Origin of the sequence: Eleftheria terrae, assembly GCF_030419005.1 — a bacterium.
Classification (GTDB): domain Bacteria; phylum Pseudomonadota; class Gammaproteobacteria; order Burkholderiales; family Burkholderiaceae_C; genus Caldimonas; species Caldimonas terrae.
On record NZ_CP106951.1, the window covers coordinates 897324 to 919852 of the forward strand.

Consider the following 22529-nt stretch of genomic DNA (forward strand, 5'->3'; position numbering starts at 1 on the left):
CCCCCGGCCATGATGGAGAAAACCGTCAAGCGCGGCACCCGCACCGGCTTCACCACCGGTGCCTGCTCCGCGGCCGCGGCCCGGGCAGCGGTGCTGGGGCTGGTCTGCGGCGCGGTGCCGGAGCGGGTGGAATGCCTGCTGCCCAACGGCCAGCAGGTGGTCTTCGCCGTCAATGACGGCTGCTGCGAAGGCGACAGCGCGCAGCGCCGGGCCCACGCCATGGTCATCAAGGATGCCGGCGACGACCCCGACTGCACCGACAAGGCCCACCTGACTGCCGACGTCCGCCTGCTGCCGCAGCGGCCGGGCGAGGTGCTGCTGCTCGGCGGCTTCGGTGTCGGCACGGTAACCATGCCCGGGCTGGGCCTGGAGGTGGGCGGCCCCGCGATCAACCCGGTGCCCCGGCGCAACATCGAGGCCAACGTGCGGCTGGCCGGCGCCCCGCTGCTGGAGCAGGCCGGGCTGGAGGTGACCCTGTCGGTGCCGCAGGGCATCGAGATGGCCAAGAAGACCCTGAACGCGCGCCTGGGCATCCTCGGCGGCATCTCCATCCTCGGCACGACCGGCATCGTCAAGCCCTACTCCACCGCTGCCTACCGGGCCAGCGTGGTGCAGGGCGTGGAGGTGGCCGCCACGACGGGCAGTGGCGTGGCGGTGCTCACCACCGGCGGCCGCACCGAGAAATTCGCGATGGAGGAACTGCCCCACCTGCCGCAGGCCTGCTTCGTGCAGATGGGCGACTTCCTGCGTTACGCACTCGACACGGCGGTGGCCTGTCGGCTGCCGCGGGTGGTCATCGGCGGCATGGTGGGCAAGCTGACCAAGATCGCGCAGGGCGAGACCATCACCCATGCGGGCCGCGCCGAGGTCGACACCGCCCTGCTGGCCGAGCTGTGCGCCGGCATCGGCGTGCCCCCCGAGGTGTGCGAGGACATCCGCAACGCCGAGACCGCGCGCTATGCCAGCGAGCGCGTGCAGGCCCTGGGCCTCGTGCACGAGTTCCACCAGGCGCTGGCCGAGCGGGTGGTGGCCACCGTGGCGGGCCGCTACCCGGGACAGTTTCAACTCACCGTGCTGGTGTGCGACTTCGACGGTCGCAAGCTGGCCGAAGCAAGCAGCTCTCCATGAAAGAAGACCGAGGCCGCTTCGGCGGCGAGCCGTGCCGCGTCATCGGCGTGCTGGACGACGGCGCCCGCAGCCTGCATCCGCAGGCACTGGCCCACCTGCGGCAGGCCCACTGCGTGATCGGCGGCGAGCGCACCTTGCGCCTGCTGGCCGAGCACATCGACCCGGAGGCGCGCCTGCTCGACCTGGGCGGCGCACTCTCGCAGGTGCCCGGCTGGGTGGCCGAGGCGCAGCAGGCCGGCCAGCGCTGCGTGGTGCTGGCCACCGGCGACCCGCTGTGCCATGGCATCGCGGCCTACCTGGCCTCGCGCCTGTGCATCGAGGCGCTGGAGATCCTGCCCAACCTGTCCACCCTGCAGCTGGCCTGCGCCCGTGTCGGCCTGCCGTGGCAGGACATCAGGATCGTCTCGGTGCACAGCCGCGATGCCGGCGAATGGGTGCCCGGCGCCGACGCGCGGCACGGGCTCTATGCGCTGGCCCGTGCCGCCCACGCACATGCCCGGCTGGCGGTGCTCACCAGCCCGGACAACACGCCCGACCGCATCGGCCGCCTGCTGCTGGCCGAGGGCCTGGGCGCCGACTTCCAGTGCGCTGTGGCACAGCGGCTGTGCCAGCCCGAGGAAGCGGTCAGCGCCGCACTGTCGGTGCAGGAGCTGGCCGAGCGCCGTTTCGCCGATCCGAACGTGGTGCTGCTGTGGCGCTTGCAGGACAAGCCGCAGCCGGTGCTGTTCGGGCTGCCCGACGCCCGCTACGAGCAGCGCCATCCCGACAAGGGCCTGATCACCAAGCACGAGGTGCGCGCCGTCTCGCTGGCGCGGCTGCAGTTGCGCCGCGACAGCATCGTCTGGGACATCGGCGCCGGCTCCGGCGCGGTGGGCCTGGAAGCCGCGCGCCTGTGCGAGCAAGGCCATGTCTACGCCATCGAGAAGAACGAGGAGGACCATGCCATCGCCCTGCGCAACCGCCAGGCGCTCGGCGTGGGCAACTACAGCCTGGTGCACGGCAAGGCGCCGGCGGGCCTGGAGCACTGGCCCGACCCGGACGCGGTCTTCATCGGCGGCTCCGGCGGCGAGCTGGGCGAGCTCATCCACCGCGTGCTGCAGCGGCTCAAGCCGCACGGCTGCCTGGTGATGAACTTCGTCACCTTCGAGAACCTGGGCACCGCACTCGCCACGCTGAAAGAGGCCGCCGAGGCCCTGCCGCTGCACTGGGACGTGCTGCAGCTGCAGGCCTCGCGCAGCAAGCCCATCCTGCAGATGCAGCGCCTGGCCGCTGAAAACCCGGTATGGGTGGTCTGTGCCAGCCGGGGAGTGGCCCATGCCTGACCACCGCCGCGGCTGCCTGTGGGGCGTCTCGCTCGGCCCGGGCGACCCCGACCTGATGACCCGCCGCGCGCATGCGCTGCTGCAGCGGCAGGACGCGGTCTGGACCTACCCGGTGCGCAGCACCCGCAGCGAGAGCTATGCGCTGGCCATTGCCGAGCGGGCCGGGCTGGCGCGGCCGCCGCTGCACCAGGCGCTGCTGTTCCCGATGACCCACGACGCGGAGAAGCTGGCCCGCCACTGGCTGGCCGGCGCCAGCCAGGTGCTGGCGCACCTGGAGGCGGGGCGCGACGTGATGTTCCTGGTGGAAGGCGATGCCTCGACCTTCGCGACCTTCGGCCACCTGGCGCGCACGCTGCGTGGCCTGCAGCCGGAGGTCGGCATCGAGGTGGTGCCCGGCGTGGCCAGCTTCCTGGCCAGCTGCGCCCGCCTGCAATGGCCGCTGGCGGAGCAGGACGACACGGTGGCCATCGTGCCGGCGGCCTATGGCGTGGACATGGTGGAGCGACTGCTGGACGACTTCGACACGTTGGTGCTGCTGAAGGTCAAGCCACTGCTGGATCCGCTGATTGCGCTGCTGGAACGGCGCGGGTTGCTCGCGGGCAGCTGCTTCATCGAGAAGGCCGGCGCGCCGGACGAGCGGGTGGTGCGCGACCTGCGCGAGCTCCCCGGGACCGCGGTGAACTACCTGTCACTGCTGATCGTCAAGAACCCCGGGCGGCTGCGCGGCGAACGCGTGCGCGGCTGCCGCCCCAAGCCCGGCCTGCGCCGGGAGATGCAAGGAGAACCCGATGCCCCCCGTGCCTGAACCCAGCATCGTGCTGGTGGCCATCACACGCCACGGCGCCGCCCAGGCGGCCACCCTGGCCCGGGCGCTGCCCGGGGCACGGCTGTGCGTGTCCGCCAAGTTCGCCGACGTGCTCCATGAGTTCGAAGAGCGCCTGCAGGTCTACAGCGGGCCGTTCAAGGACGAGATCGGCGGCTTGTTTGCGCAGTACGACCAGATCGTGTTCTTCGTCTCGCTCGGCGCGGTGGTGCGGCTCATCGCACCGCACCTGCGCAGCAAGGACGAAGACCCGGGCGTGACGGTGGTCGACGATGCGGGCGAGTTCGTCATCCCGGTGCTCTCCGGCCATGTGGGTGGGGCCAACGAATGCGCGCTGCGCATCGCCGGGCTGTTGAAGGCCACGCCGGTGCTCACCACCGCATCCGACGTGGGCCGCACGATCCCGGTGGACATCCTCGGCCGCGAGCTGGGCTGGCGCGTCGAGGCACCCAAGATCAACATCACCCGGGTGTCGGCCCATGTGGTGAATGGCGAGCCGGTCGCCTTCGTGCAGGAAGCCGGCAGCCGCGCCTGGTGGACCCGGCCGACGCCGCCGCCGGCCAACATCCACCGCTACGAACGTTTCGAGGACGTGGACCTGCAGCGCTTCGCCGCGGTGCTGTGGGTCACCCACCGCCCGCTGCAGGCCGAGCACTGGCAACAGCTGCCCGAGCGGCTGGTGGTGTACCGCCCGCCGCTGGCCGAGGAGGCCGGCCAGTGAGCAGCTTCAGCGTGGCGGTGGGCCTGGGTTGCGACCGCGGCACGCCGCTGGCCACGGTGCGCACGGCCATCGAGCAGGCCCTGCGGCAGGCGGGCCTGCAATGGGGCCAGGTGGCCGTGCTGGCCACCATCGACGCGAAGGCCGACGAGCCGGCCTTCCTGCAGCTGGCCGAGGCACTGGCGCGGCCACTGCACTTCTACCCGGCCGAGGCACTCGCCCGCGTGCCGGTGCCCAACCCCTCGGCGACCGTGCTGCGCTTCATGGGCACGCCATCGGTGTCCGAGGCGGCCGCCCTGCTGGCCGCCGAGACGGACACCGGCAGCCTGCTGGTCGAGAAACACCGCTACCGCGGCAGCTGCGGTCGCAACGCCACGGTGTCGCTCGCCCGTGTGCGGGCCGGCGCGGCGCATGACACCGAGCACAAGGAGAGATCGTGACCCACCCCCCCTTCCCCACCCCGCCCGGCAAGATCATGCTGGTGGGCATCGGCCCCGGCCACGAGGCCCACATGACGCAGCGCGCCCGGGAGGCGATCGCCGAAGCGGACACGGTCATCGGCTATGTCACCTACATCAAGCTGGTGGCCGACCTGGTCGAAGGCAAGGAGGTCATCCGCAAGTCGATGACCGAGGAGCTCGACCGCGCCGTCAGCGCGCTGGAGGCGGCCCGCGCCGGCAAGCGGGTGGCGCTCATCTCCTCGGGCGACGCAGGCGTCTATGGCATGGCCGGGCCCACCTACGAGGTGCTGTTCCAGGCCGGCTGGCAGCCCGAGGGCGATGTGCAGGTGGAGGTGGTGCCCGGTGCGTCGGCGCTCAACAGTTGCGCGGCCCTGGTGGGAGCGCCGCTCACGCACGACTTCTGCGCCATTTCCTTGTCCGACCTGCTGACGCCCTGGCCGGTCATTGCAAGGCGGCTGGAAGCGGCGGCGCTGGCCGACTTCGTGGTGGCGCTCTACAACCCCAAGAGCGGACGGCGCACCCGGCAGATCGTCGAGGCGCAGCGGCTGTTCCTGCGCCATCGGCGCGCCGACACGCCGGTGGCGGTGGTCAAGTCGGCCTACCGGCGGCGCGAACGCATCGAGTTCACCACGCTGCAGCACATGGCCGAGTGCGAGATCGGCATGCTCAGCACCGTGCTGATCGGCAACAGCAACACCTTCGTGCGGCATGGCCTGATGGTGACCCCGCGCGGCTATGCCAGCAAGTACGACATGGCCGACGGCGGCCAGGCGCGCGAAGGCGAGCGTGCCGGACGCTCGCTGTCCACCGGACTGGACGGCTGGCTGCAGCAGCTGCAAGAGCTGCACGCGGAGGGCCACGACGTGGCGGCCCTGGCGGCACGCTACCGGCTGCCGGAGGACTACATCGCGGCGACCCTGGCCGAGCCGGTCGCCGCCGAACCTGCAGAGCCCGAGGAAGTGAGCGAGACATGAGCGACCAGCCCGAAACCCAGGCACCGCAAGGCGCGGTGCAGAAGCCCAAGATCGGCGACTACCGCCGCCACCTGCTGGTGTGCACCGGACCCCGGTGCACGCAGGATGGCCAGTCGCAGGCCCTGTTCGACAGCCTGGGCGACAAGTTCAAGGCGGCCGGCCTGGACAAGGGCGAGCGGCGCGTCAAGCGCAGCCGCGTCAACTGCTTCGCCGCCTGCAAGGGCGGGCCGGTGATGTGCGTGCAGCCGGACGGTGTCTGGTACTACGACGTCACCCCCGCCAACATGGACCGCATCATCGACCAGCACCTGGTCGGCGACACGGTGGTGGAGGAGCTGGTGTTCCACCGCGGGCCGGGCCATGTCGGCTGAGGCAGCGGCCCTCGGCGCTGGTGGCAGCCTGCCTGCCGGTTCTGTCTGCATCGTGGGCGCCGGCCCCGGCGCAGCCGACTTGCTCACCGTGCGCGCCCTGCAGCGCCTGCAGCAGGCCGAGGTGCTGGTGCACGACCGGCTGATCTCGCCCGACATCCTGGCACTGGCACCGCCGGCGGCCCGGCGCATCTATGTCGGCAAGGCCGCCGGCCGTCACGAGTTGCCCCAGGCGGGCATCCACCAGGTGTTGATCGAGCAGGCCCGCGCCGGTCGGCGGGTGGTGCGGCTCAAGGGCGGCGACCCCTTCGTCTTCGGGCGGGGCGGCGAGGAAGTGCAGGCCCTGCTTGCCGCCGGCATCGCCACCGAGGTGGTGCCCGGCATCACCGCTGCCGGCGGATGCGCCGCCGCGGCCGGCATTCCCCTCACCCATCGACAACTGGCCAATAGCTGCGTGCTGCTGCCCGGCCACCTGGCCGACGACCGCCAGGAGCTCGACTGGCCCGCCCTGGCCCGCCCCGGGCAGACACGCGTGTTCTACATGGGCGTGCAGCGCCTGACGCACATTGCCGGCCGCCTGCTGGCGCACGGCTTGCCGGGCGACACGCCAGCCGCCGTGGTGATGGACGGCACCCGCCCGGGGCAGGCGGTCATTGCCACCACGCTACGGGCCTTGCTGCCGCAGGCGCCCGCCTACGACGGCCAGCCCGGGCTGCTGTTCATCGGCGAAACGGTGGCCCTCTCGCCCCACTTCCGCCCCGGGCCCCCGGCTGTGGACGGCCTGCCGCCAGTCACCAGCGCCGAGCCGCAGGCAGCCGGCACGCCGGCCTGCTTCAACGCCGCCGAGCGCGAGAGCTTCTACCGCCTGCTGGCAGCCCGGCGCGACATGCGGCACTTCCGTGCCGGCGCGACGGTGGCGCCCGCGACGCTGGAACGCCTGATGCACGCCGCGCACCAGGCGCCCTCGGTGGGCCTGATGCAGCCCTGGCGCTTCCTGCGCATCACCGATGCCGGGCTGCGCCGGCGCATTGCCGCGCTGGTGGAGGAAGAGCGGCTCGCGACAGCACAGGCGCTGGGCGAACGGGCCTCGGAGTTCCTGCGCCTGAAGGTCGAAGGCGTGTCGGAGTGCGCCGAGCTGTGGGTGGCTGCGCTCGCCCCCGACGACGGCACCTTGTTCGGCCGCCGCACCATGCCGCGCGAGATGGCCATCAGCTCGCTGGCTTGCGCGGTCCAGAACCTGTGGCTTGCGGCCCGGGTGGAGCAGCTGGGGCTGGGCTGGGTGTCGCTGTTCGACCCGCTGGCCCTCAAGGCGGCGCTGGGCCTGCCCGACGGTGCCGAGCCGCTGGCCCTGATCTGCCTGGGCCCGGTGGACACGTTCTATCCCGAACCGATGCTGCAACAGGTCGGCTGGCGGCAGCCGCGCGGTGCCGAGCAGGTGTTCTTCGAGAACTGCTGGGGGTCGGTCGCCGCAGCGCAGGATGAGGGCACCGTGTCAGCGGCACCTCCCTCGTCGATGGACTGACGTCCGGGCGCTGCCGTGCCACTGGCCAGGTAGCGGAAATGGCACCCGGTCCACCGGTCGGCCGACATGGCGGACGGATCCGGCCAAGTGGCTACCCGACCGACCGGCAGTGGCCGCTCACCGGCACGACCGCATGTCCGTCCCCGCCTGCCAGCCGGAGTTTCTGTGTGCAACTCCGGCTCTGAAGAGGAAAAGATCAGCAAACTCCCGCCTGCGTTCAACAGAGCCAGGGAGGCCCACATGAAAAACCACCGCTCCACCGCCGTTCATCGGGGGGCGTTCTCCGCGCGTCAACGCTGGGTCGCCGCCGGCACCCTCGCCTGCGCCCCGATCCTCGGCCTGGTGGCGCCGACGGCTGGCGCCATTGCGCTGGAAGGCTTTGAAGCCCCTGCGCTGCCGGCCAATACGCACACCTATACGCCCACCGGCGCGGCCTGGAACTTCAGCGGCACCACCGGGCGCGGCATCCAGCGCAACGGCAGCCCGTTCCATGCGGCGAGCGCACCCGAAGGCCAGCAAACGGTGTTTCTCAAGGGCCATGACGCCTGGATCTCCAAGTCGGTCTTCCTTCCCGCCGGCGTCTACAAGGTGTCGTTCATGGCTGCCCGGCGCGCGGCCCCCAGCGGCACGAACCCGGTCCAGGTCTGGGTGAACAACCGCCGGGTGGGTGCACCGATCGCTCCGGCCTCGACCGCGTTTGCCCGCCACTCCAGCGTGAGCATCCCGATCACCACGAGCGGCACGTACACCATCGCCCTGTCGTCGACCCGGCAGGGCGACCACACGACCTTCATCGATGCGGTCAGCATCGACTCGCCCAACCCCTTCGACTCCCTGTACGCGGCGGACTTCCAGCTGAAGCCGCTCGGCCGCGAACCGGCGCCGGTGGTGGCGAAGCCGCTGACCAAGGCCACCAGCCTCAGCGTCGCGAGCTATATCGACCCCGTCTTCGGCACCCGGGTCTACCGCGCGACCGCGGCCAGCGACTACCCCGGCTCGGCCTATGTGCGCCACGAGTACAGCCGGCGCCAGGCCTTCAACGCAGACAACTCGCGCTACCTCGCGCAGTCGATGGACGGCCACTGGCTGCTGTACAACGCCGACACCTTCCAGGTGCTGCCCAAGTCGGGCACCGCCGGGGCGTTCAAGGGCATGGTGGGTGACTGCGAGCCCATCTGGCATCCCACCGACCCGAAGAAGCTCTGGTACACCGGCCGCAACGGCAGCCTGGTCTGGTACGAGAAGAACGTCGAGACCGACACCGACACCGTGCTGGTCGACTTCACCGCCCGCCTGCGAGCGATCTGGCCGGCGACCACATCGGTGTGGACCGGTGGCGAGGGCACCTCCTCGGCCGATGGCCGCTACTTCGCCTTCATGGCGACCCACTACAACGAAGCCACCCAGACCAAGACCATCGACGGCCTGTTCACCTGGGACCGGGTCAACGACAAGATCATCGGCACCTACGACGCGTCCAAGTTCGGCGGGGTCTATCCGGATCACATCAGCATCTCGCCGAGTGGAAAGTACGCCGTCCCGTCGTGGGCCTACACGCCCAAGCTGGGCACCCGCGCCTACACGCTCGACTTCTCCAGCTTCAGGCAGCTCAACACCCAGAGCGAACACAGCGACCTGGCCCTGGGCCCGGCGGGTGAAGACTACTACGTCGTCGCCGACCAGGCGGCCGAGCAGGTGCGCGCCATCAACATGGCCAACGGCAACGCCTTCAACCTGATGCCGCTGTACCCGCGCTCGGGATCGGCCTATGCCTTGCACATTTCCGGCCAGGCGTTCAACAAGCCGGGCTGGGTGCTGGTCAGCACGTATGGCGATTCCGCCAACTACGGCAAGGTGTTTCCCGACAGCACGATGGAGCCGATGTACCGCAAGCTGATGCTGGTGGAGCTGAAGCCCGGCGGGAAGCAGCATGCGGTGGCCCACACACGCGCGGCGGAGCGCTACCAGTACCTGAGCGCCAATGAAGGCACGGCCTACTTCGGCGAGCACCAGGCCACGCTCAGCCGCGATGGCTCGCGCCTGCTGTTCGCGACCAACTTCAACGACCAGGGCCCGCCCTCCAGCTACATGATCGGCCTGCCATCGTGGGTCTATGTCGGCACGACCGGCAGCGGCGGCGGCAGCAGCACGCCAACGCCGACGCCGGGCGGCGGCCCCCTGGCAATCGTCCTCGGCCAGGTCACGCACAGCGGCTACAGCGCCACCTTCAAGCTGAGCAGCAGCGTGGCGGCACAGTGCCGCTGGTCGTCGCAGGCGGGCTCGAGCTACGGCGCCATGTACGACAACCTGAGCCGCTCGGCCGACGGCCTCTCGCACAGCAAGACCACCACCTTTGCCACCACCGGCTCGCAAACGGCCTATGTGCGCTGCAAGGCCGATGCGTCGGGCGAAGAGAAGGAATTGGTGGTTCGCATCGACTGAGCTCGGCGGGCTGCACGGGCTCGCCACGGAGCCCGTGCCGTGGCTGCCAGCAACCTGTCTGGCCGGCAGCCAGCGACCGGCACTGCAGACCAGGATGGTCGCTGCACCGCAAGCGTCCCGGTCCCCGCAAGCAATGCTGAGGGGCAGCGCCACCCGGCCGACGCGCCAGCGCGGCCGCTGCCTCGCAGCGGCCGCAGCGCGAACACCGCGCCCGACGGGCGCCGGAGGCGACTTCTGCACGAATCGCTGCAGGCGCACGGCCCCCTCGCCCGCGCTCACCGGCAGCCGCACCGGCCTGCGAGGGTCGGCCGTCCGCAGGTCGTCGATGAATCGAGGGCGCAGGCACGGCGTCAACCGCCTGGCGCGTCTCCCCGGCCAGGCGCGTCAATGCGCCCGCGGGGCCCGCCATTGGCCGGCGGAAGCGGCTCGTCCTGCCAGGCCCCCCTCAGCGCGCCGGCGCCGGCCCCGGCGTGCGCGCCACGTTCATCAGCCAGCACACCATCGCGAAATAGCCGATCAAGGTGAGCAGCTCCACCAGCGTCGGCTCACCCCATTGCTGGAGCGCCTCCTGGTAGGTGGCGTCGCCCAGCCGGTGATGGGTGATCAGCTCCGTGGCCACGCTGCGCGCCAGCGCCAGGTCGCCCCGCAGTTCAGGCGGTGACGGCTCGCCGGCATCCAGCGCCGCCAGCGCCGCCGCCGGCACACCGGCCGCTGCCGCGAGCGGCAGGTGCATGTCCCATTCAAAGACGTTGGACAGCTCGCGGGCGACGACGCAGATCGTCCACTCCCGCAAGGCCGCATCCAGGCTGCCTTGGTAGCGCAGGTTCTCACCCACCTTGGCCACCGCACTCAGCAGCGCCGGCCGGTGCATCAGCGGGCGGAACGGCCCGTAGACGCCGCGCCGTGGGCCGTTGATCAGCTCGTCCGCCGCCTCCTGCTGCGCGGGGTCGAGCACCGCCGGGGGGGCCAGGCGTTCGGGCAGGCCGGCTTCGGGAAAAGTCAGCGCCGAGGTCATGGAAGGTGCAAGGGTCATCGAGGTCTCTTCAGGTTGAAGGTGAAGCTGCCGGTACGGCTGCCGGCGCAGGCGCGCGCCACAGCCAGGCCGCCGACATCAGCAGCAGCGCGGTGGCTGCCGCATTGGCCCATGCCAGGGCGTCCCAGCCGGCCCAGCGGCCGGCGCCGAGCACACGCACCAGCAGCGGGCCGGCGATCTGCCCGGCGGCGAAGGCCATCGTCATGCGCGCCAGCAGCGCGGTCGCATGGGCCGGCGCCTGCTCGCGAGCCAGCTGCAGGCCCGCCATGGTGGCCACCATGAAGGTGCCGCCCACCAGCACGGCCGACACCGCCAGCACCCACAGGCCCTGCGCGGCCAGCAGCGGCAGCGCGGTACCCAGCGCCATGACGCCCTGCGCCAGCGCCCAGACCCGCCTGCGCGGCCAGCCCGACAGCCAGCGCGCCGCCGCCGCCACCGACACGGCAGCGGCCAGCCCGAACAACGGCCACATCAGCCCGAACACCAGCGGATCGGCCACCTGCTGCCGCGCCATGGCGGGCAGGAAGGTGGCCGGCACGATATAGCCAAACCCGAACAGGCCATAGCACAGCACCAGCGCCGGCTGCCCGCGCTTCCCCCCCGAGGCGGCTGCCGCTGCAGCCGGCGGTGGCGCCATGCGCCACCCGGCAGACGCGCCAACGCGGCCGCTGCCTCGCAGCGGCCGCAGCGCGAACACCGCGCCCAGCACCGCAAGCCCGCCCAGCTCGAGCCACAACCATCGGGCCGGCTGCCGCCCGCCGAGCCACGCCAGCCCACCGGCCAGCATGATGCCGAGGCCCACGCCGACATACATCCAGCTGCCCCACTGCGACGCCTGCCGCCGGGCCAGCTCCGCCAGGCACCAGCTGCTGGCGCACACCATGACCCAGGCGCTGAAGACGCCGGCTGCGGCGCGCAGCAGCGCGCCCAGCCAGCCGGGCGCCACGGCGCCGTCCATGCATGCCACCGCCAGCGTGGCCAGCGCCACGCCGAGCAGGCCCAGACGCAGGCCGCGCTGCGGCTGGCCGGAGAACCAGGCCGCCGTCATGGCGCCGAGCAGGTAGCCGCCATAGTTGGCGGCCGCCCATTCCGCGCCTGCGGCCGCGCTCAGCGTGCCGTCGCGCAGCATCAGCGGCAGCAGCGGCGTGAAGGCAAAGCGGCCGATGCCCATTGCCACCGCCAACGCGACAAGGCCGGCCACGGTGATCGACGCCGCCGTCAGGTCAGGCGGCCGGTGAGCAAGGGAGGGGTCGGTACGCATCGTGTGGAGGATTGGACACCCGCAAAGGCATTCTGAATACTGAATTGTGGAGACATACAATTCTCCGCATGAGAATGATGGACCTGGACGACCTCCACATCTTCCGCTGCGTGGTGAGGGAAGGCGGCGTCACCCGCGCCGCCAGCCAGCTGCACCGGGTGCCTTCCAACGTCACCACCCGCATCAAGCAGTTCGAGGAGCGCCTGGGCCTGGCCCTGTTCCAGCGCCAGGGTCGCCGCCTGGTGCTCACCGATGCGGGCCGCACCGTGCTCGGCCATGCCGAGCGGCTGCTGCAGATGGCCGACCTGGCCGAGCAGGAACTGCGCAGCGGTGTCGTGCGCGGGGCGCTGCGGCTCGGCTCCCTCGAAAGCGCCGCCGGCGCCCGGCTGCCGCCGGTCCTGTCGGCCTTCCATGCCCGCTACCCGGAGGTGTCGATCGAGCTGCAAACCGGCACGTCCACCGCACTGCTGCGCCGGCTGGAGCGCTTCGAGGTGGAGGCCGCCTTCGTGTCCGAGCCGCTGGAGAAGGGCCGCCTCCGCAGCGTGCCGGCCTTCGACGAGGAACTGGTGCTGATCACCGCCAAGCAGGCGCCCGCCCCTCGCCGTGCGGCCGATCTGGACGGCCGCACCCTGCTGGCCTTTCCGCACGGCTGCTCGTACCGGCGCCGGCTCCTGGAATGGGCGGCCGAAGGCGGCGCCTCGCCCGGCCGCATCCTCGACCTGGGTTCGTACCACGCGATCGTCGCCTGCGTAGCGGCCGGCGCCGGTGTGGCCATCGTGCCGGCCGAAGTGCTCGACCAGGCCGTGCTCGGCAGCTCGGTGCAGCGCCATCCGCTGCCCGCGCGGCTGCGCGTCAATCGCACGCACCTGGTGTGGCAGGGCGAGGCGAGCGCGCCCCTGCGGGCCTTGATGGAGATGCTGCCGCCGCCGCGCGCCAGGCGGCGCACCGCGGCCTGAACGCAGCCACCCCTGGCCGCCTTGGCCGGCAGCCCTCTAGAATCCGCTCCCGCCACGGACGGCATCGCTGCCCGCGGCTCGCGGACGAAGGTGCCCGCGTTGCCCCTCGCGACGCGGGTTAAACGGGAAACAGGTGCGTGCTGCAGACGCTGCAGCGCAACTCCTGTGCTGCCCCCGCAACGGTGAGCGGATCGGGACGGTTTCATGCGGGCGCCAGCAGGCGCCCCAGCCACTGCGCACGAGAGTGCGTGGGAAGGCGAAACCTCCGTGGCGCCAGCGGCCCCTCGGGGCCCCGAGCGCCACACTCCGCCAGCCCGGATACCGGCCTTCGCCCATCCCGGAAGCTGCGGGCGTGCGGCAGACCGGCACACCGGTGCGACTGCCCGCAGGCCGCCCGGTGCCGCCCGTGCGTCGCCCTCCCCGGCTTCTTCCTGCAATGCAATGCAAGGCGGGCTGCGGGGACGCGGCCCGCCAGAGAGCTGGGCCATGAACGACCAACCGCGCCGCACCGGGGTTCTCCACTCCCGTGCGTTCCACTCCAGTGCCTTCCCCCCGGCCGCCGTGCTGACAGCCGCCCTGGCCGGCGCCGCCGCCCCGGCGAGCCGCGCGCATGAGACCACGCCGGCCACCCTGCCCGACATCAAGGTGCAAGCCCGCCGCGCCAGCGCCGGGGCGCTGGACCAACCGACCCGCACCGGCAGCCGGCTCGAGCTGACGCCGCTGCAGACGCCGGCCAGCATCGAAGTGCTGTCTGGCGACGCCGTGCGCGAACGGGGCGACACCTCGGTGCTGGAGGCGGTCAGCCGGGCCACCGGCATCACCGCCTCGCCCGCCCCCGGCAATGGCGGCAGCGCCCTGTCCGCCCGCGGCTTCGGCGGCCATGGGTCGGTGATGCAGCTGTTCGACGGCACCCGGCTGCAGGTCGGCGCAGGCACCGTCACCTTTCCCTTCGACGCCTGGTCCATCGAGCGCATCGAGGTGCTGCGCGGCGCGGCTTCGGTGCTGTTCGGCGAAGGGGCCATTGGCGCGGCAGTCAACATCGTGCCCAAGAAGCCATCCCGCCAGCCGGCCGCCCATGAGGCCCTGCTGGCTGTCGGCAGTGACAGCACGCGGCGTGCGGCCTTCGGCAGCGGTGGCGCACTCGATGAGCGCTGGTCCTACCGCCTCGACATCAGCCACCACCGCAGCAGCGGCTTCATGGACCGCGGCGACGCCCGCAGCCTGGCCGCCGGCGGCAGCCTGCAATGGGACCTGTCGCCCACGCTGGGCCTGCGGCTCTCGCACGACGAGGGACACCAGCGGCCGCAGCGCTACTTCGGCGTGCCGCTCGTCAACGGCCGGCTCGACGAGCGCAACCGGCGGCTCAACTACAACGTCGAAGACGCCGCCATCCGCTACCGCGACCGCTGGACCCGCCTGGAAGCCGACTGGGCACTGAACGAGCAGCTCCGGCTGCGCAACCAGCTCTACCGCCTGGAAAGCCGGCGCCACTGGCGCAACACCGAAAGCTATGCCCACCTGCCCGACAGCGGCCACGTGCTGCGCGAGGACTACCTGCAGATCGGCCATGACCAGGAACAAGTCGGCAACCGGCTTGACGTGGCGTTGGCGCATCCGCTGGGCCGCTACAGCCACCGGGCGGTGCTGGGCCTGGACCTCAACCGCATCCAGTTCCGGCATGCCACCGATGCGCCCTATGGCGGGCAGTCGACGGTCGATCTCGAGCGCTTCGACCCCGGCCGGTATGCCTCGCCGTCGAGCTACCGGCCGCGCTTTCGCACACGCACCCGCACTGTCGCGCTGTTCATGGAAGACCGCCTCGTGATCGACGACCACTGGTCGCTGGTGGGCGGCCTGCGGCGCGACCATGTCGACGTCGAACGCCACGACCTCGCCCAGCCGGCCGGCAGCTTCGACAAGACCTTTGCCTACACCACCGGCCGGCTCGGCGTGGTGTGGGCGCCGAGCGCGGCGCAGTCGGTGTATGCCCAGCTCGCCCGGGCGGTGGACCCGCTGGGCGGGCTGGTGTCGCTGTCTCCGTCGATGGCGCACTACGACCTCACCACCGGCCGCCAGCTGGAGCTGGGCTACAAGCAGCTGCTGGATCAGGGGCGCGGCGCCTGGTCGGTGGCGCTCTATCGCATCGAGAAGCGCAAGCTGCTCTCGCGCGATCCGCACAACCCCGCCCTGCAGCAGCAGATCGGCCAGCAGTCGTCGCAAGGCGTCGAGGCCACCGTGGAGCTGGCACTGGCGCGCACGCTGCGGCTGGAGGCCAACCTCGCCCGGCTGCATGCCCGCTACGACGACTTCGACGAAAAAGTGGGCCGCGCCGTCATCTCGCGCGCCGGCAAGACGCCCCCCGGCGTGCCGCAGCAAGCGGCCAACCTCTGGCTGCACTGGCGGCCGGCGCCCGGCTGGCAGGCCCGCTCGGGCCTTCGCCATGTGGGTCGCCGGCAGGTCGACACCGCCAACAGCCGGCAGCTCGGCGCCTACACGGTGGTCGACGCGGCGCTGGCCTGGCTGCCCCGGGGCGACCTGGAAGTCACCCTGCAGGTGGACAACGTGTTCGACCGCGACCATGCGCTGTCCACCTCCAACGACGGGCAGCAATGGCTGCTGGGCCGGCCGCGCTCGGTCGAGCTGTCGGCCCACCTGCGCTTCTGAGGCCGGCCATGGGGCACTTCCCGGGGCCGCTGGCACGCCGCCTCTGGCCGCCTTGCAGGCGCGCGCTGTACGCCACGCACCGCTGGCTCGGCATCGCCGGCTGCCTGCTGTTCGTGATGTGGTTCGCCAGTGGCCTGGTGATGATGTACATCGGCTTTCCGTCGCTGGACGACGAGGAACGCCTGCGCGGCTTGCGCCCGCTGCACCTGCACGAGGCCCGGCTTGGCCCCGCCGCGGCGCTGGCTGCGCTGCCCGCCGGAGCGCGGGCCGCAGCGCCCCGGCGCATGGGCCTGGAGATGCTGGCTGCCGGGCCGCAGGCCGGCCCGGTATGGCGGGTGGTGGACGCGCACGGTGGCCGGCATGCCGTCTCGGCCCGCGACGGCGCGGCACTGGCGCCGCTCGGTGCCCGCGAGGCAGCCACCATCGCATCGGCCTTCGCAGGCGGCGCCCCGGTCCGCGCGGTGGAGACGCTGGAGCGAGACCAGTGGACCGTGTCGGGCAGCCTCGACGCCTTGCGCCCGCTGCACCGGGTCGAAGTGGCGGACGCCGCGGGCACCGAGCTGTACGTGTCCTCGGTCAGCGGCGAAGTCGTGCGCGACACCACGCGCCGCGAGCGCGCCTGGAACTGGCTGGGCGCGGTGCCGCACTGGCTGTACTTCACGCCGCTGCGGGCCGACGCGCCGCTATGGCGCCAGGTGGTGCTCTGGGTGTCGGGCGCCGGCATCGTGGCCGCGGCCAGCGGCCTCGTCATCGGCGTGCTGCGGATGCGGCTGCGCCGGCGCTACCGGGCCGGGCACATCACGCCTTACGGCGGCTGGCTGGCCTGGCACCATCTGGCGGGCTTGCTGGGCGGCGTGCTGCTGCTGGGCTGGATCGCCAGCGGTTGGCTCTCGATCGACCCCAATCGCTGGTTCGAGCGCAGCGCGCTCGGCGCCGAGGCACTGGCGCGCTACCACGCGGCAGGCCGCACCGATGCCCTGCGCTGGCCGCCGGCCGCACCACCGGATGCGCGCGAGCTGCAGCTGCTGTGGATTGCGGGCCGGCCGCTGCTGCAGTGGCGCGACGGCCTCGGCCGCAGCCAGGTGGTGGACGCGGTGCGCGCCGCACCGGCGCCGGCCCTCACCGCTGCAGAGCTGCGGCAGGCGGTGCAGCGCCTGGTGCCGGGCGCCCCCGTCGCGCGCATCGACTGGCTCACCCGGGAAGACGCGCACTGGTATGGCCACCACCGGCCGCGCCGCCTGCCGGTGTGGCGGGTGGTGCTGGCCGATGCACGGCGCACCTGGCTGCACATCGACCCGGCCAGCGGCCAGGTGCTGGGCAGCAGCGACGACCGCGGCCGCCTGCGCCGCTGGCTCTTCAACGGCGCGCACAGCCTCGATTTTCCCTGGCTGATCCAGCGGCGCCCGGCCTGGGACCTGGTGATGTGGGCGGCCTGTGCAGCGGGCCTGGTCGTGTCTGCCAGCGGCGTGGTGATCGGTTGGCGTCGCCTGCGGGCCAGCCGCCGGCGCCAGTGCCGGCGGGGATGCCGCGGCCCGGCAGGCCCAGAGCCGCCCGGCGCTGGCGGGGCCGCGGGACCTCCGCCCGTCGAGCCCGGGCGGGGGGTGCCGCGCCACCAGGCAACGGCTCCCCCCGCGACCATCGCGCCTGCCCCGCGCGGCACATGACTTCCGGCACTGCGTGTTTGCTGCCCGGCTGCCCACACTGGCGACCGTTGCAAGGCCCGGCCCTGCACATTCCCCCAGCCACAGGAAACAACGCTCATGTCCCTCTCCCTTGCCCGCCACCGCGGCCTGGCGGCCGCCCTCTCCGTCCTGGCCGGCCACCTCCTGGCTTCGCTGCCTGCCCAGGCCCAGTCCGGTCCCCCCCTCAGCGAGAGTGCCGGCCGCTGGTACGCCGGCTTCGGCATCGGCCGGCCGCACCAGAGCCTGAAGACCGAGGACTTCAGCGTGCCGGGCCAGGCCCGCCAGCGTGGCATCGACCAGAAGAACATCTGCAGCAAGCTGTTCGGCGGCTACGAGCTGCTGCCCTCGCTCTCGCTGGAGATGCAGTACGCCTGCCTGGGCCGTGCCGAGCTGAAGTACAGCGGCGGCGCGCGCGAGACCTACGAGGCCGCTGCGCTGTCCTTCACCGCGGTGGGCCGGCTGCCGGTCACCGACCAGCTGAGCCTCTTCGCCAAGGGCGGGCCCTCGCTGCACTGGGCCCGCTCGGAGCTCCGGCGCAGCGGCCTGCGCGACGATCGCGAGAACAAGCTGCGCCACGGCCTGACGGCCGGCATCGGCATGGAATACCGCATCAACGAGCACTACGGCCTGCGCACCGAGCTGGAGACCTTCCAGGGCATCGGCCGCAAGCAGGCCCCCGGGCGGGCCTCGGCCCATCTGGTCTCGGCCAGCCTGTTCTACCGCTTCTGAGCGAGGTCGCCATGTCCGCCCGCTCCACCCCCGCCGCCATCGCCGTGCTGCTGCTCGCCGCCTGCAGCGGCGACGGCCACGACAACGACAACGACAACAAGACGTCCTACCAGGCAGAGATCCGCCGCACCTCCTGGGGCATTCCCCACGTGGTGGCCGACGACGAGGCCAGCCTCGGCTTCGGCATCGCCTATGCCTATGCACAAGACAACGTCTGCAGCATTGCCGAGAAATTCATGAGCTTGCGCGGCGAGCGCTCGCGCCACTTCGGCCCGGGCAAGCAGGACGCGCAGGCACCGTTGCCGGAGAACATCGCCTCCGACTATGCCCAGCGCCTCATTCAGCATGACGGCGCCGTGCAGGCCTACTGGCAGGCCCAGACCCCCGAGGTCCGCGCCCTGCACACCGGCTGGGTGGCGGGCTACAACCGCTTCCTGAAGGACAGCGGCCCCGGCGGCCTGCCCGCCGCCTGCCGCAACGCTGCCTGGGTGCGCGAGATCGACCACACCGACCTGGTGCGGCTGATGCGCTACTACGCCACGCTCAATGGCCTCAGCGGCCAGCCCGCGGCGCTCGCCGCCGCACAGCCGCCGGGCGCCGAGCCCGCAGTGGCAGAGGCCAAGGCCGCCGCCCGCCGCGAACCGCGCCTTGCCCAGGCGCTGCCGCGGCGCCCCCGCACGGCCAGCAACGGCGTCGCCTTCGGGCGCGCCGCGAGTGAGAACGGCCGTGGCCTGCTGCTTGGCAACCCGCACTTCCCGTGGTCGGGCATCGAGCGCATGTACCAACTGCACCTGACACTGCCCGGCAGGATGGATGTGATGGGGGCCACCCTGCCCGGCCTGCCGGCGGTGGGCATCGGCTTCACCCGCGATTTCGCCTGGACCCACACGACCAGCAATGCCGCACGCTCCACCTTCTACCGGCTCGAGCTGGACCCGGCCGATGCCACCCGCTATCGGGTCGACGGCATCAGCAAGCCGATGGTGCGGCGCCATGTCGAGATCGAGGTGCTTGGCGCCGACGGCCGGCTGGTGCGGCAGGCGCGCGACTTCTACGCCACCGAGTTCGGCCCGGTGGTGGTGGTGGCGGGAACCATGGACTGGAGCGCCACTGCCGCCTATGCCATGCGCGACATGAATGTCGATAACCACCGCATGGTGGCGCAATGGCATGCGATGAACCGGGCCCGTTCGCTGGCAGAGCTGAAGGCGGCCAACCTGCGCATCGTCGGCAACCCGTGGAACACCACGCTGGCCGCCGACAAGGACGGCCGCACGCTGTTCATGGACGTCACCCCGGTGCCCAACCTGCCGGCACGCAAGCTGGCCGACTGCCAGGTGCCCGAATTCGAATCCTTGGTGCCCGCAGGCATCTGGGTGCTGGACGGTCGCACTGCAGCCTGCCACTGGGACCAAGACCCTCGGGCGCCCCAGCCCGGCGTGCTGCCCGCGGACCAGTTGCCGGTGCTGGAGCGCGACGACTATGTGCACAACGCCAACGACAGCGCCTGGCTCACCCAGCCGGCGGCACCGCTGGTCGGCCCGACCCCGGTGGCCAACCTCGTGGGCCAGCCGCCGAGCCTGCGCACCCGCAGCGGGCTCACCCAGATCGAAGACCGCCTGGCCGGGCGCGACGGCCAGCCCGGCCGTCGCATCTCGCTGCGGCAGGTGCAGGACCTGGTGATGAACAACCGCGTCCATCTGGCGGAGCTGGTGCTTGACGACCTGCTGCAGCTCTGCCGCCCCGGCCAGCCGCTCGCCACGGAGGCCGGCAGCCCCTGCCCGGCGCTTGCCGCCTGGCACCGGCGGGCCGAGCTGGACGCCGGCATCGGCTACGGTTATTTCGAGGCCCTGCAGCCCTATCTTCAGGATCACCCGGAGGTCTGGCGCCTGCCCTACGATCCACAGGACCCCCTGCACACACCGCGCGGCCTGAAGGTGGACGACGCCGCCGTTGCCAGCGCCCTGCAGGCGGCCCTGCGCGAGGCAGTGGCACAGACCCATGCTGCGGGCTGGACACCGGGCCGCACCTGGGGTGAGGTGCAGGGCGCGACACGCGGTGGCGTGCGCGTGCCGGTGCACGGTGGCAGCGAGCTGCTGGGGATCTACAACGCCATGTACGCCGAGGCCTCGGCGCCGGGCGAGCGGGAGGTGCTGGAGGGTGCCAGCTACCTGCAGGCGGTGGGCTTCGACGCCGACGGCCCGCATGCACAAGCCTTGCTCGCCTACTCGCAGTCGGACAATCCCGACTCGCCGCACTTCAAGGACCAGACCGAGCGGTTCAGCCGCAAGGACTGGATCGTGCTGCCCTTCACCGAGGAGCAGATCCGGTCCGACCCCGGCTACCGGCGACTGGTGTTGAAACAATAGGCAAGGCCGCCCGGTCCCCGCTGCAGCCGCGCTGCAGTGGCTCCCGGCAGCGGCTCTAGGCCCTGCTTCGCCCGGGGCTCGCCACACGGCGGACCCGGGCGCCGGCCTGAAGGGGCGGCTGCGCGCCGGGGCGCCGCAGCGATCGCCGCAGGCAGGGCGGCCGGCCGGCAGGCAGGGCGGCCGGCCGGCAGGCAGGGCGGCCGGCCGGCAGGCAGGGCGGCCGGCCGGCAGGCAGGGCGGCCGGCCGGCAGGCAGGCTTTCCCTGCCTGGCATCGAGCGCGGCCTGCCCGGGGTGGCACGGCCCGCGGCGCTGCCTTGGCTGCATGCGCTGCACCGCCGTCGCAACGGTCCGTGGTGCCCGGGCCGTGCGTCGGCATTTGGCCGACTTTCCGCGGCGCTCCCGCTGGCTAGCATCGGGCGATCCGTTCGCCGAGGACCGCCCATGCCCCAGCGCGCCGCCGCTGCGCCTGCCTGCAGCACGTCATCCACCGCCACCGATCGCCCCGGCGCCCCGCGCGCATTCGCCAGACAAGCCGTGCCGCGGCCGCGCAGCGGCGCCTTCCGCACCCGCCGTTGAGCCATGGCCGACCACTGGTTCGACGCGCTGCGGCCCGACGGCCCCGGCCTGCTCACCGGGGTGCTGCTGCTGGCAGTGGTGCTGCTGGTGCTGTTCATCTGGTCCATCAAGCGGCACCGCGACCCGCGCCTGGCGGTGGACTGCGACGCCCCCATGGCGCAACTCATCGACTCGCTGGCCGGCCTCACCCACGGGCCCATCATCGGCGGCAACGCAGTCGAGGTGTTCGAGAACGGCGCCTTCTTCGAGGCCTTGTTCGAGACCATCGCCGCGGCCCGCCACTCGGTGCACTTCGAGACCTTCCTGTGGAAGGACGGGGTGCTCGCCCGGCGCCTGGTCGACGCGCTCGTCGAGCGGCGCCGCGCCGGGGTGGAGGTGCGGGTGCTGGTCGATGCCCGCGGCGGACGCAAGATGGGCAAGGCCGCCCAGCGCCGGCTGTGCGACGCCGGCTGCAAGTTCGAGATGCACCACCCGAGCCACATCCGCAACATCGGCGTGTTCAACGAACGCGACCATCGCAAGCTGGTGGTGGTCGACGGGCAGGTGGCCTTGCTGGGCGGGCATTGCATCGTCGACCAGTGGCTTGGCGAGGCGCAGGACCGCGACCACTTCCGCGACATCGGGGTGCGCATCCGGGGGCCGGCCGTGCGCACGCTGCAGTACGCCTTCAGCGAGAACTGGATCGAGGAGACCGGCGAGCTGTTTGTCGGCGAGGCGGTCTTTCCGCCACTGCCGGACGCCGGCAACGTCGCCGTGCACGTGGCCTGCGTCAAACCCGAAGGCTCGCCGCCGGCAGTGAAGATCCTGCACCACCTGGTGATCTGCCTGGCACGGCAGCGGCTATGGATCCAGAACCCCTATTTCCTGCCGGACGCGGAAGCCATCGAGGCCTTCGGCCGCGCAGTGGCCCGCGGCGTGGACGTGCGCATCATGGTGCCCGCGGCCGAAGCGTCCGACATGCCGCTGGTGCAGCATGCCGCCCACCGCAACTTCGGCAAGCTGCTGGATGCCGGCGTGCGCATCTTCGAATACCAGACCACCCTGCTGCACCAGAAGGTGCTGACGGTGGACGGCGTCTGGTGCGCCATTGGCTCCAGCAACTTCGACGACCGCTCGCTCGAGACCAACGACGAGATCACCATCGGCCTGCATGATGCTGCACTGGCCCGGCACTTCGAGGCCGTCTTCGAGCGCGACGCCCGGCACTGCGTCGAGCTCGACGCTGCCAGCTGGGCCCGGCGCGGGCGGTGGCACCAGCTGAAGGACAAGGCCTTGTTCATGTTCAATGAATTGATGTGAATCAAGCGGGGCCGGGCCACCGGCCGGTTTCGCCTCAAGCCGGCCGGGTGCGCGCCGATGAGGAATGCTGAGCGCCGCTGCAGCCCGCCCTGGGCGGACAGCGGCAAGAAGGCACCCCGACATCGATCCCCATGGCCGGCGCCTGGGCCACACCGCGCATGACTTCCTTCATCGGCAACCTCCGCTTCTTCCACAAGTTCC

17 protein-coding genes, 1 pseudogene and 1 riboswitch are annotated in these 22529 nt (G+C 71.9%); of the genes and pseudogenes, 16 read left to right on the top strand and 2 right to left on the bottom strand.

All coding sequences use genetic code 11. The features are described 5' to 3' along the window. Positions 1–9 precede the first annotated feature (9 nt). The 10 genes and pseudogenes from N7L95_RS04025 (at position 10) to N7L95_RS04070 (ending at position 9758) form a co-directional block, all read left to right on the top strand. Complete coding sequence (locus N7L95_RS04025; protein ID WP_301258538.1) at positions 10–1128, top strand: cobalt-precorrin-5B (C(1))-methyltransferase; 1119 nt, start codon at positions 10–12, stop codon at positions 1126–1128. Beyond that, positions 1125–2450 (top strand): precorrin-6y C5,15-methyltransferase (decarboxylating) subunit CbiE, encoded by a 1326-nt coding sequence (cbiE, locus tag N7L95_RS04030; protein WP_301258539.1) that lies wholly within the window; start codon positions 1125–1127, stop codon positions 2448–2450. The genes N7L95_RS04025 and cbiE overlap by 4 nt, the downstream gene beginning before the upstream one ends. Then, positions 2443–3255: a precorrin-2 C(20)-methyltransferase gene (gene cobI / locus N7L95_RS04035; RefSeq protein WP_301258540.1), complete on the top strand. Its 813-nt coding sequence runs from the start codon at positions 2443–2445 to the stop codon at positions 3253–3255. The genes cbiE and cobI overlap by 8 nt, the downstream gene beginning before the upstream one ends. Then, positions 3239–3994, top strand: a complete 756-nt coding sequence (locus N7L95_RS04040; protein WP_301258541.1) for a cobalamin biosynthesis central domain-containing protein — start codon at positions 3239–3241, stop codon at positions 3992–3994. Before cobI ends, N7L95_RS04040 begins: the two co-directional genes overlap by 17 nt. Next, positions 3991–4431 carry a cobalamin biosynthesis protein gene (locus N7L95_RS04045; RefSeq protein WP_301258542.1) on the top strand — a complete coding sequence of 147 codons (441 nt, stop codon included), beginning with the start codon at positions 3991–3993 and terminating at the stop codon, positions 4429–4431. Before N7L95_RS04040 ends, N7L95_RS04045 begins: the two co-directional genes overlap by 4 nt. Positions 4432–4466: 35 nt before the next feature. Then, entirely contained in the window at positions 4467–5426 is a 960-nt protein-coding gene (gene cobJ / locus N7L95_RS04050; RefSeq protein ID WP_301260060.1) for a precorrin-3B C(17)-methyltransferase, read from the top strand. Beyond that, a complete protein-coding gene (locus tag N7L95_RS04055) occupies positions 5423–5797 on the top strand; it encodes a (2Fe-2S) ferredoxin domain-containing protein (protein WP_301258543.1) in 375 nt (124 codons plus the stop codon). Before cobJ ends, N7L95_RS04055 begins: the two co-directional genes overlap by 4 nt. Then, positions 5787–6479 (top strand): annotated as a pseudogene (gene cobA / locus N7L95_RS29715) (uroporphyrinogen-III C-methyltransferase); the annotation flags it as partial. The gene N7L95_RS04055 and the pseudogene cobA, both read left to right, overlap by 11 nt. A 201-nt stretch (positions 6480–6680) precedes the next feature. Beyond that, a complete protein-coding gene (gene bluB, locus N7L95_RS29720) occupies positions 6681–7316 on the top strand; it encodes a 5,6-dimethylbenzimidazole synthase (RefSeq protein WP_301260061.1) in 636 nt (211 codons plus the stop codon). Positions 7317–7556: 240 nt separating this feature from the next. Then, positions 7557–9758: a hypothetical protein gene (locus tag N7L95_RS04070; RefSeq protein WP_301258544.1), complete on the top strand. Its 2202-nt coding sequence runs from the start codon at positions 7557–7559 to the stop codon at positions 9756–9758. Between the two features lie 445 nt (positions 9759–10203). Here N7L95_RS04070 and N7L95_RS04075 read toward each other — a convergent pair whose 3' ends face one another. After that, positions 10204–10791 carry a carboxymuconolactone decarboxylase family protein gene (locus N7L95_RS04075; protein WP_301258545.1) on the bottom strand — a complete coding sequence of 196 codons (588 nt, stop codon included), beginning with the start codon at positions 10789–10791 and terminating at the stop codon, positions 10204–10206. A 10-nt stretch (positions 10792–10801) separates the two neighbouring features. Further along, the gene (locus N7L95_RS04080) at positions 10802–12052 is read right to left on the bottom strand and encodes a YbfB/YjiJ family MFS transporter (RefSeq protein WP_301258546.1); all 1251 of its coding nucleotides are present in this window, start codon (positions 12050–12052) and stop codon (positions 10802–10804) included. A 68-nt stretch (positions 12053–12120) separates the two neighbouring features. Here N7L95_RS04080 and N7L95_RS04085 point away from each other — a divergent pair, with 68 nt between their 5' ends. The 6 genes from N7L95_RS04085 (at position 12121) to N7L95_RS04110 (ending at position 22328) form a co-directional block, all read left to right on the top strand. Then, positions 12121–13008, top strand: a complete 888-nt coding sequence (locus N7L95_RS04085; protein ID WP_301258547.1) for a LysR family transcriptional regulator — start codon at positions 12121–12123, stop codon at positions 13006–13008. An 85-nt stretch (positions 13009–13093) separates the two neighbouring features. Continuing rightward, a riboswitch (cobalamin riboswitch) is annotated at positions 13094–13339 on the top strand. A gap of 155 nt (positions 13340–13494) precedes the next feature. Further along, positions 13495–15672: a TonB-dependent receptor gene (locus N7L95_RS04090; RefSeq protein WP_301258548.1), complete on the top strand. Its 2178-nt coding sequence runs from the start codon at positions 13495–13497 to the stop codon at positions 15670–15672. Between the two features lie 8 nt (positions 15673–15680). Continuing rightward, positions 15681–17336, top strand: a complete 1656-nt coding sequence (locus N7L95_RS04095) for a PepSY domain-containing protein (protein WP_301258549.1) — start codon at positions 15681–15683, stop codon at positions 17334–17336. A 96-nt stretch (positions 17337–17432) separates the two neighbouring features. Continuing rightward, positions 17433–18083, top strand: coding sequence for an outer membrane beta-barrel protein (locus N7L95_RS04100; RefSeq protein ID WP_301258550.1), 651 nt, complete (start codon positions 17433–17435; stop codon positions 18081–18083). 11 nt (positions 18084–18094) lie between these two features. Continuing rightward, positions 18095–20452, top strand: coding sequence for a penicillin acylase family protein (locus N7L95_RS04105; RefSeq protein WP_301258551.1), 2358 nt, complete (start codon positions 18095–18097; stop codon positions 20450–20452). A gap of 580 nt (positions 20453–21032) precedes the next feature. Beyond that, positions 21033–22328 (top strand): phospholipase D-like domain-containing protein, encoded by a 1296-nt coding sequence (locus N7L95_RS04110; protein ID WP_301258552.1) that lies wholly within the window; start codon positions 21033–21035, stop codon positions 22326–22328. Positions 22329–22529: the final 201 nt, after the last annotated feature.

Bases quoted from the DNA above. Each gene is read 5' to 3' on its own strand.
- cobJ (WP_301260060.1), top strand. From the start codon at position 4,467: ATGCTGGTGGGCATCGGCCCCGGCCACGAGGCCCACATGACGCAGCGC.
- N7L95_RS04110 (WP_301258552.1), top strand. From the start codon at position 21,033: ATGGCCGACCACTGGTTCGACGCGCTGCGGCCCGACGGCCCCGGCCTG.
- N7L95_RS04080 (WP_301258546.1), bottom strand. From the start codon at position 12,052: ATGCGTACCGACCCCTCCCTTGCTCACCGGCCGCCTGACCTGACGGCG.
- N7L95_RS04090 (WP_301258548.1), top strand. From the start codon at position 13,495: ATGAACGACCAACCGCGCCGCACCGGGGTTCTCCACTCCCGTGCGTTC.
- N7L95_RS04075 (WP_301258545.1), bottom strand. From the start codon at position 10,791: ATGACCCTTGCACCTTCCATGACCTCGGCGCTGACTTTTCCCGAAGCC.
- N7L95_RS04100 (WP_301258550.1), top strand. From the start codon at position 17,433: ATGTCCCTCTCCCTTGCCCGCCACCGCGGCCTGGCGGCCGCCCTCTCC.
- N7L95_RS04040 (WP_301258541.1), top strand. From the start codon at position 3,239: ATGCCCCCCGTGCCTGAACCCAGCATCGTGCTGGTGGCCATCACACGC.
- N7L95_RS04085 (WP_301258547.1), top strand. From the start codon at position 12,121: ATGAGAATGATGGACCTGGACGACCTCCACATCTTCCGCTGCGTGGTG.
- cbiE (WP_301258539.1), top strand. From the start codon at position 1,125: ATGAAAGAAGACCGAGGCCGCTTCGGCGGCGAGCCGTGCCGCGTCATC.
- N7L95_RS04095 (WP_301258549.1), top strand. From the start codon at position 15,681: ATGGGGCACTTCCCGGGGCCGCTGGCACGCCGCCTCTGGCCGCCTTGC.
- bluB (WP_301260061.1), top strand. From the start codon at position 6,681: ATGCGGCACTTCCGTGCCGGCGCGACGGTGGCGCCCGCGACGCTGGAA.
- N7L95_RS04070 (WP_301258544.1), top strand. From the start codon at position 7,557: ATGAAAAACCACCGCTCCACCGCCGTTCATCGGGGGGCGTTCTCCGCG.
- N7L95_RS04055 (WP_301258543.1), top strand. From the start codon at position 5,423: ATGAGCGACCAGCCCGAAACCCAGGCACCGCAAGGCGCGGTGCAGAAG.
- cobI (WP_301258540.1), top strand. From the start codon at position 2,443: ATGCCTGACCACCGCCGCGGCTGCCTGTGGGGCGTCTCGCTCGGCCCG.
- N7L95_RS04105 (WP_301258551.1), top strand. From the start codon at position 18,095: ATGTCCGCCCGCTCCACCCCCGCCGCCATCGCCGTGCTGCTGCTCGCC.
- N7L95_RS04025 (WP_301258538.1), top strand. From the start codon at position 10: ATGATGGAGAAAACCGTCAAGCGCGGCACCCGCACCGGCTTCACCACC.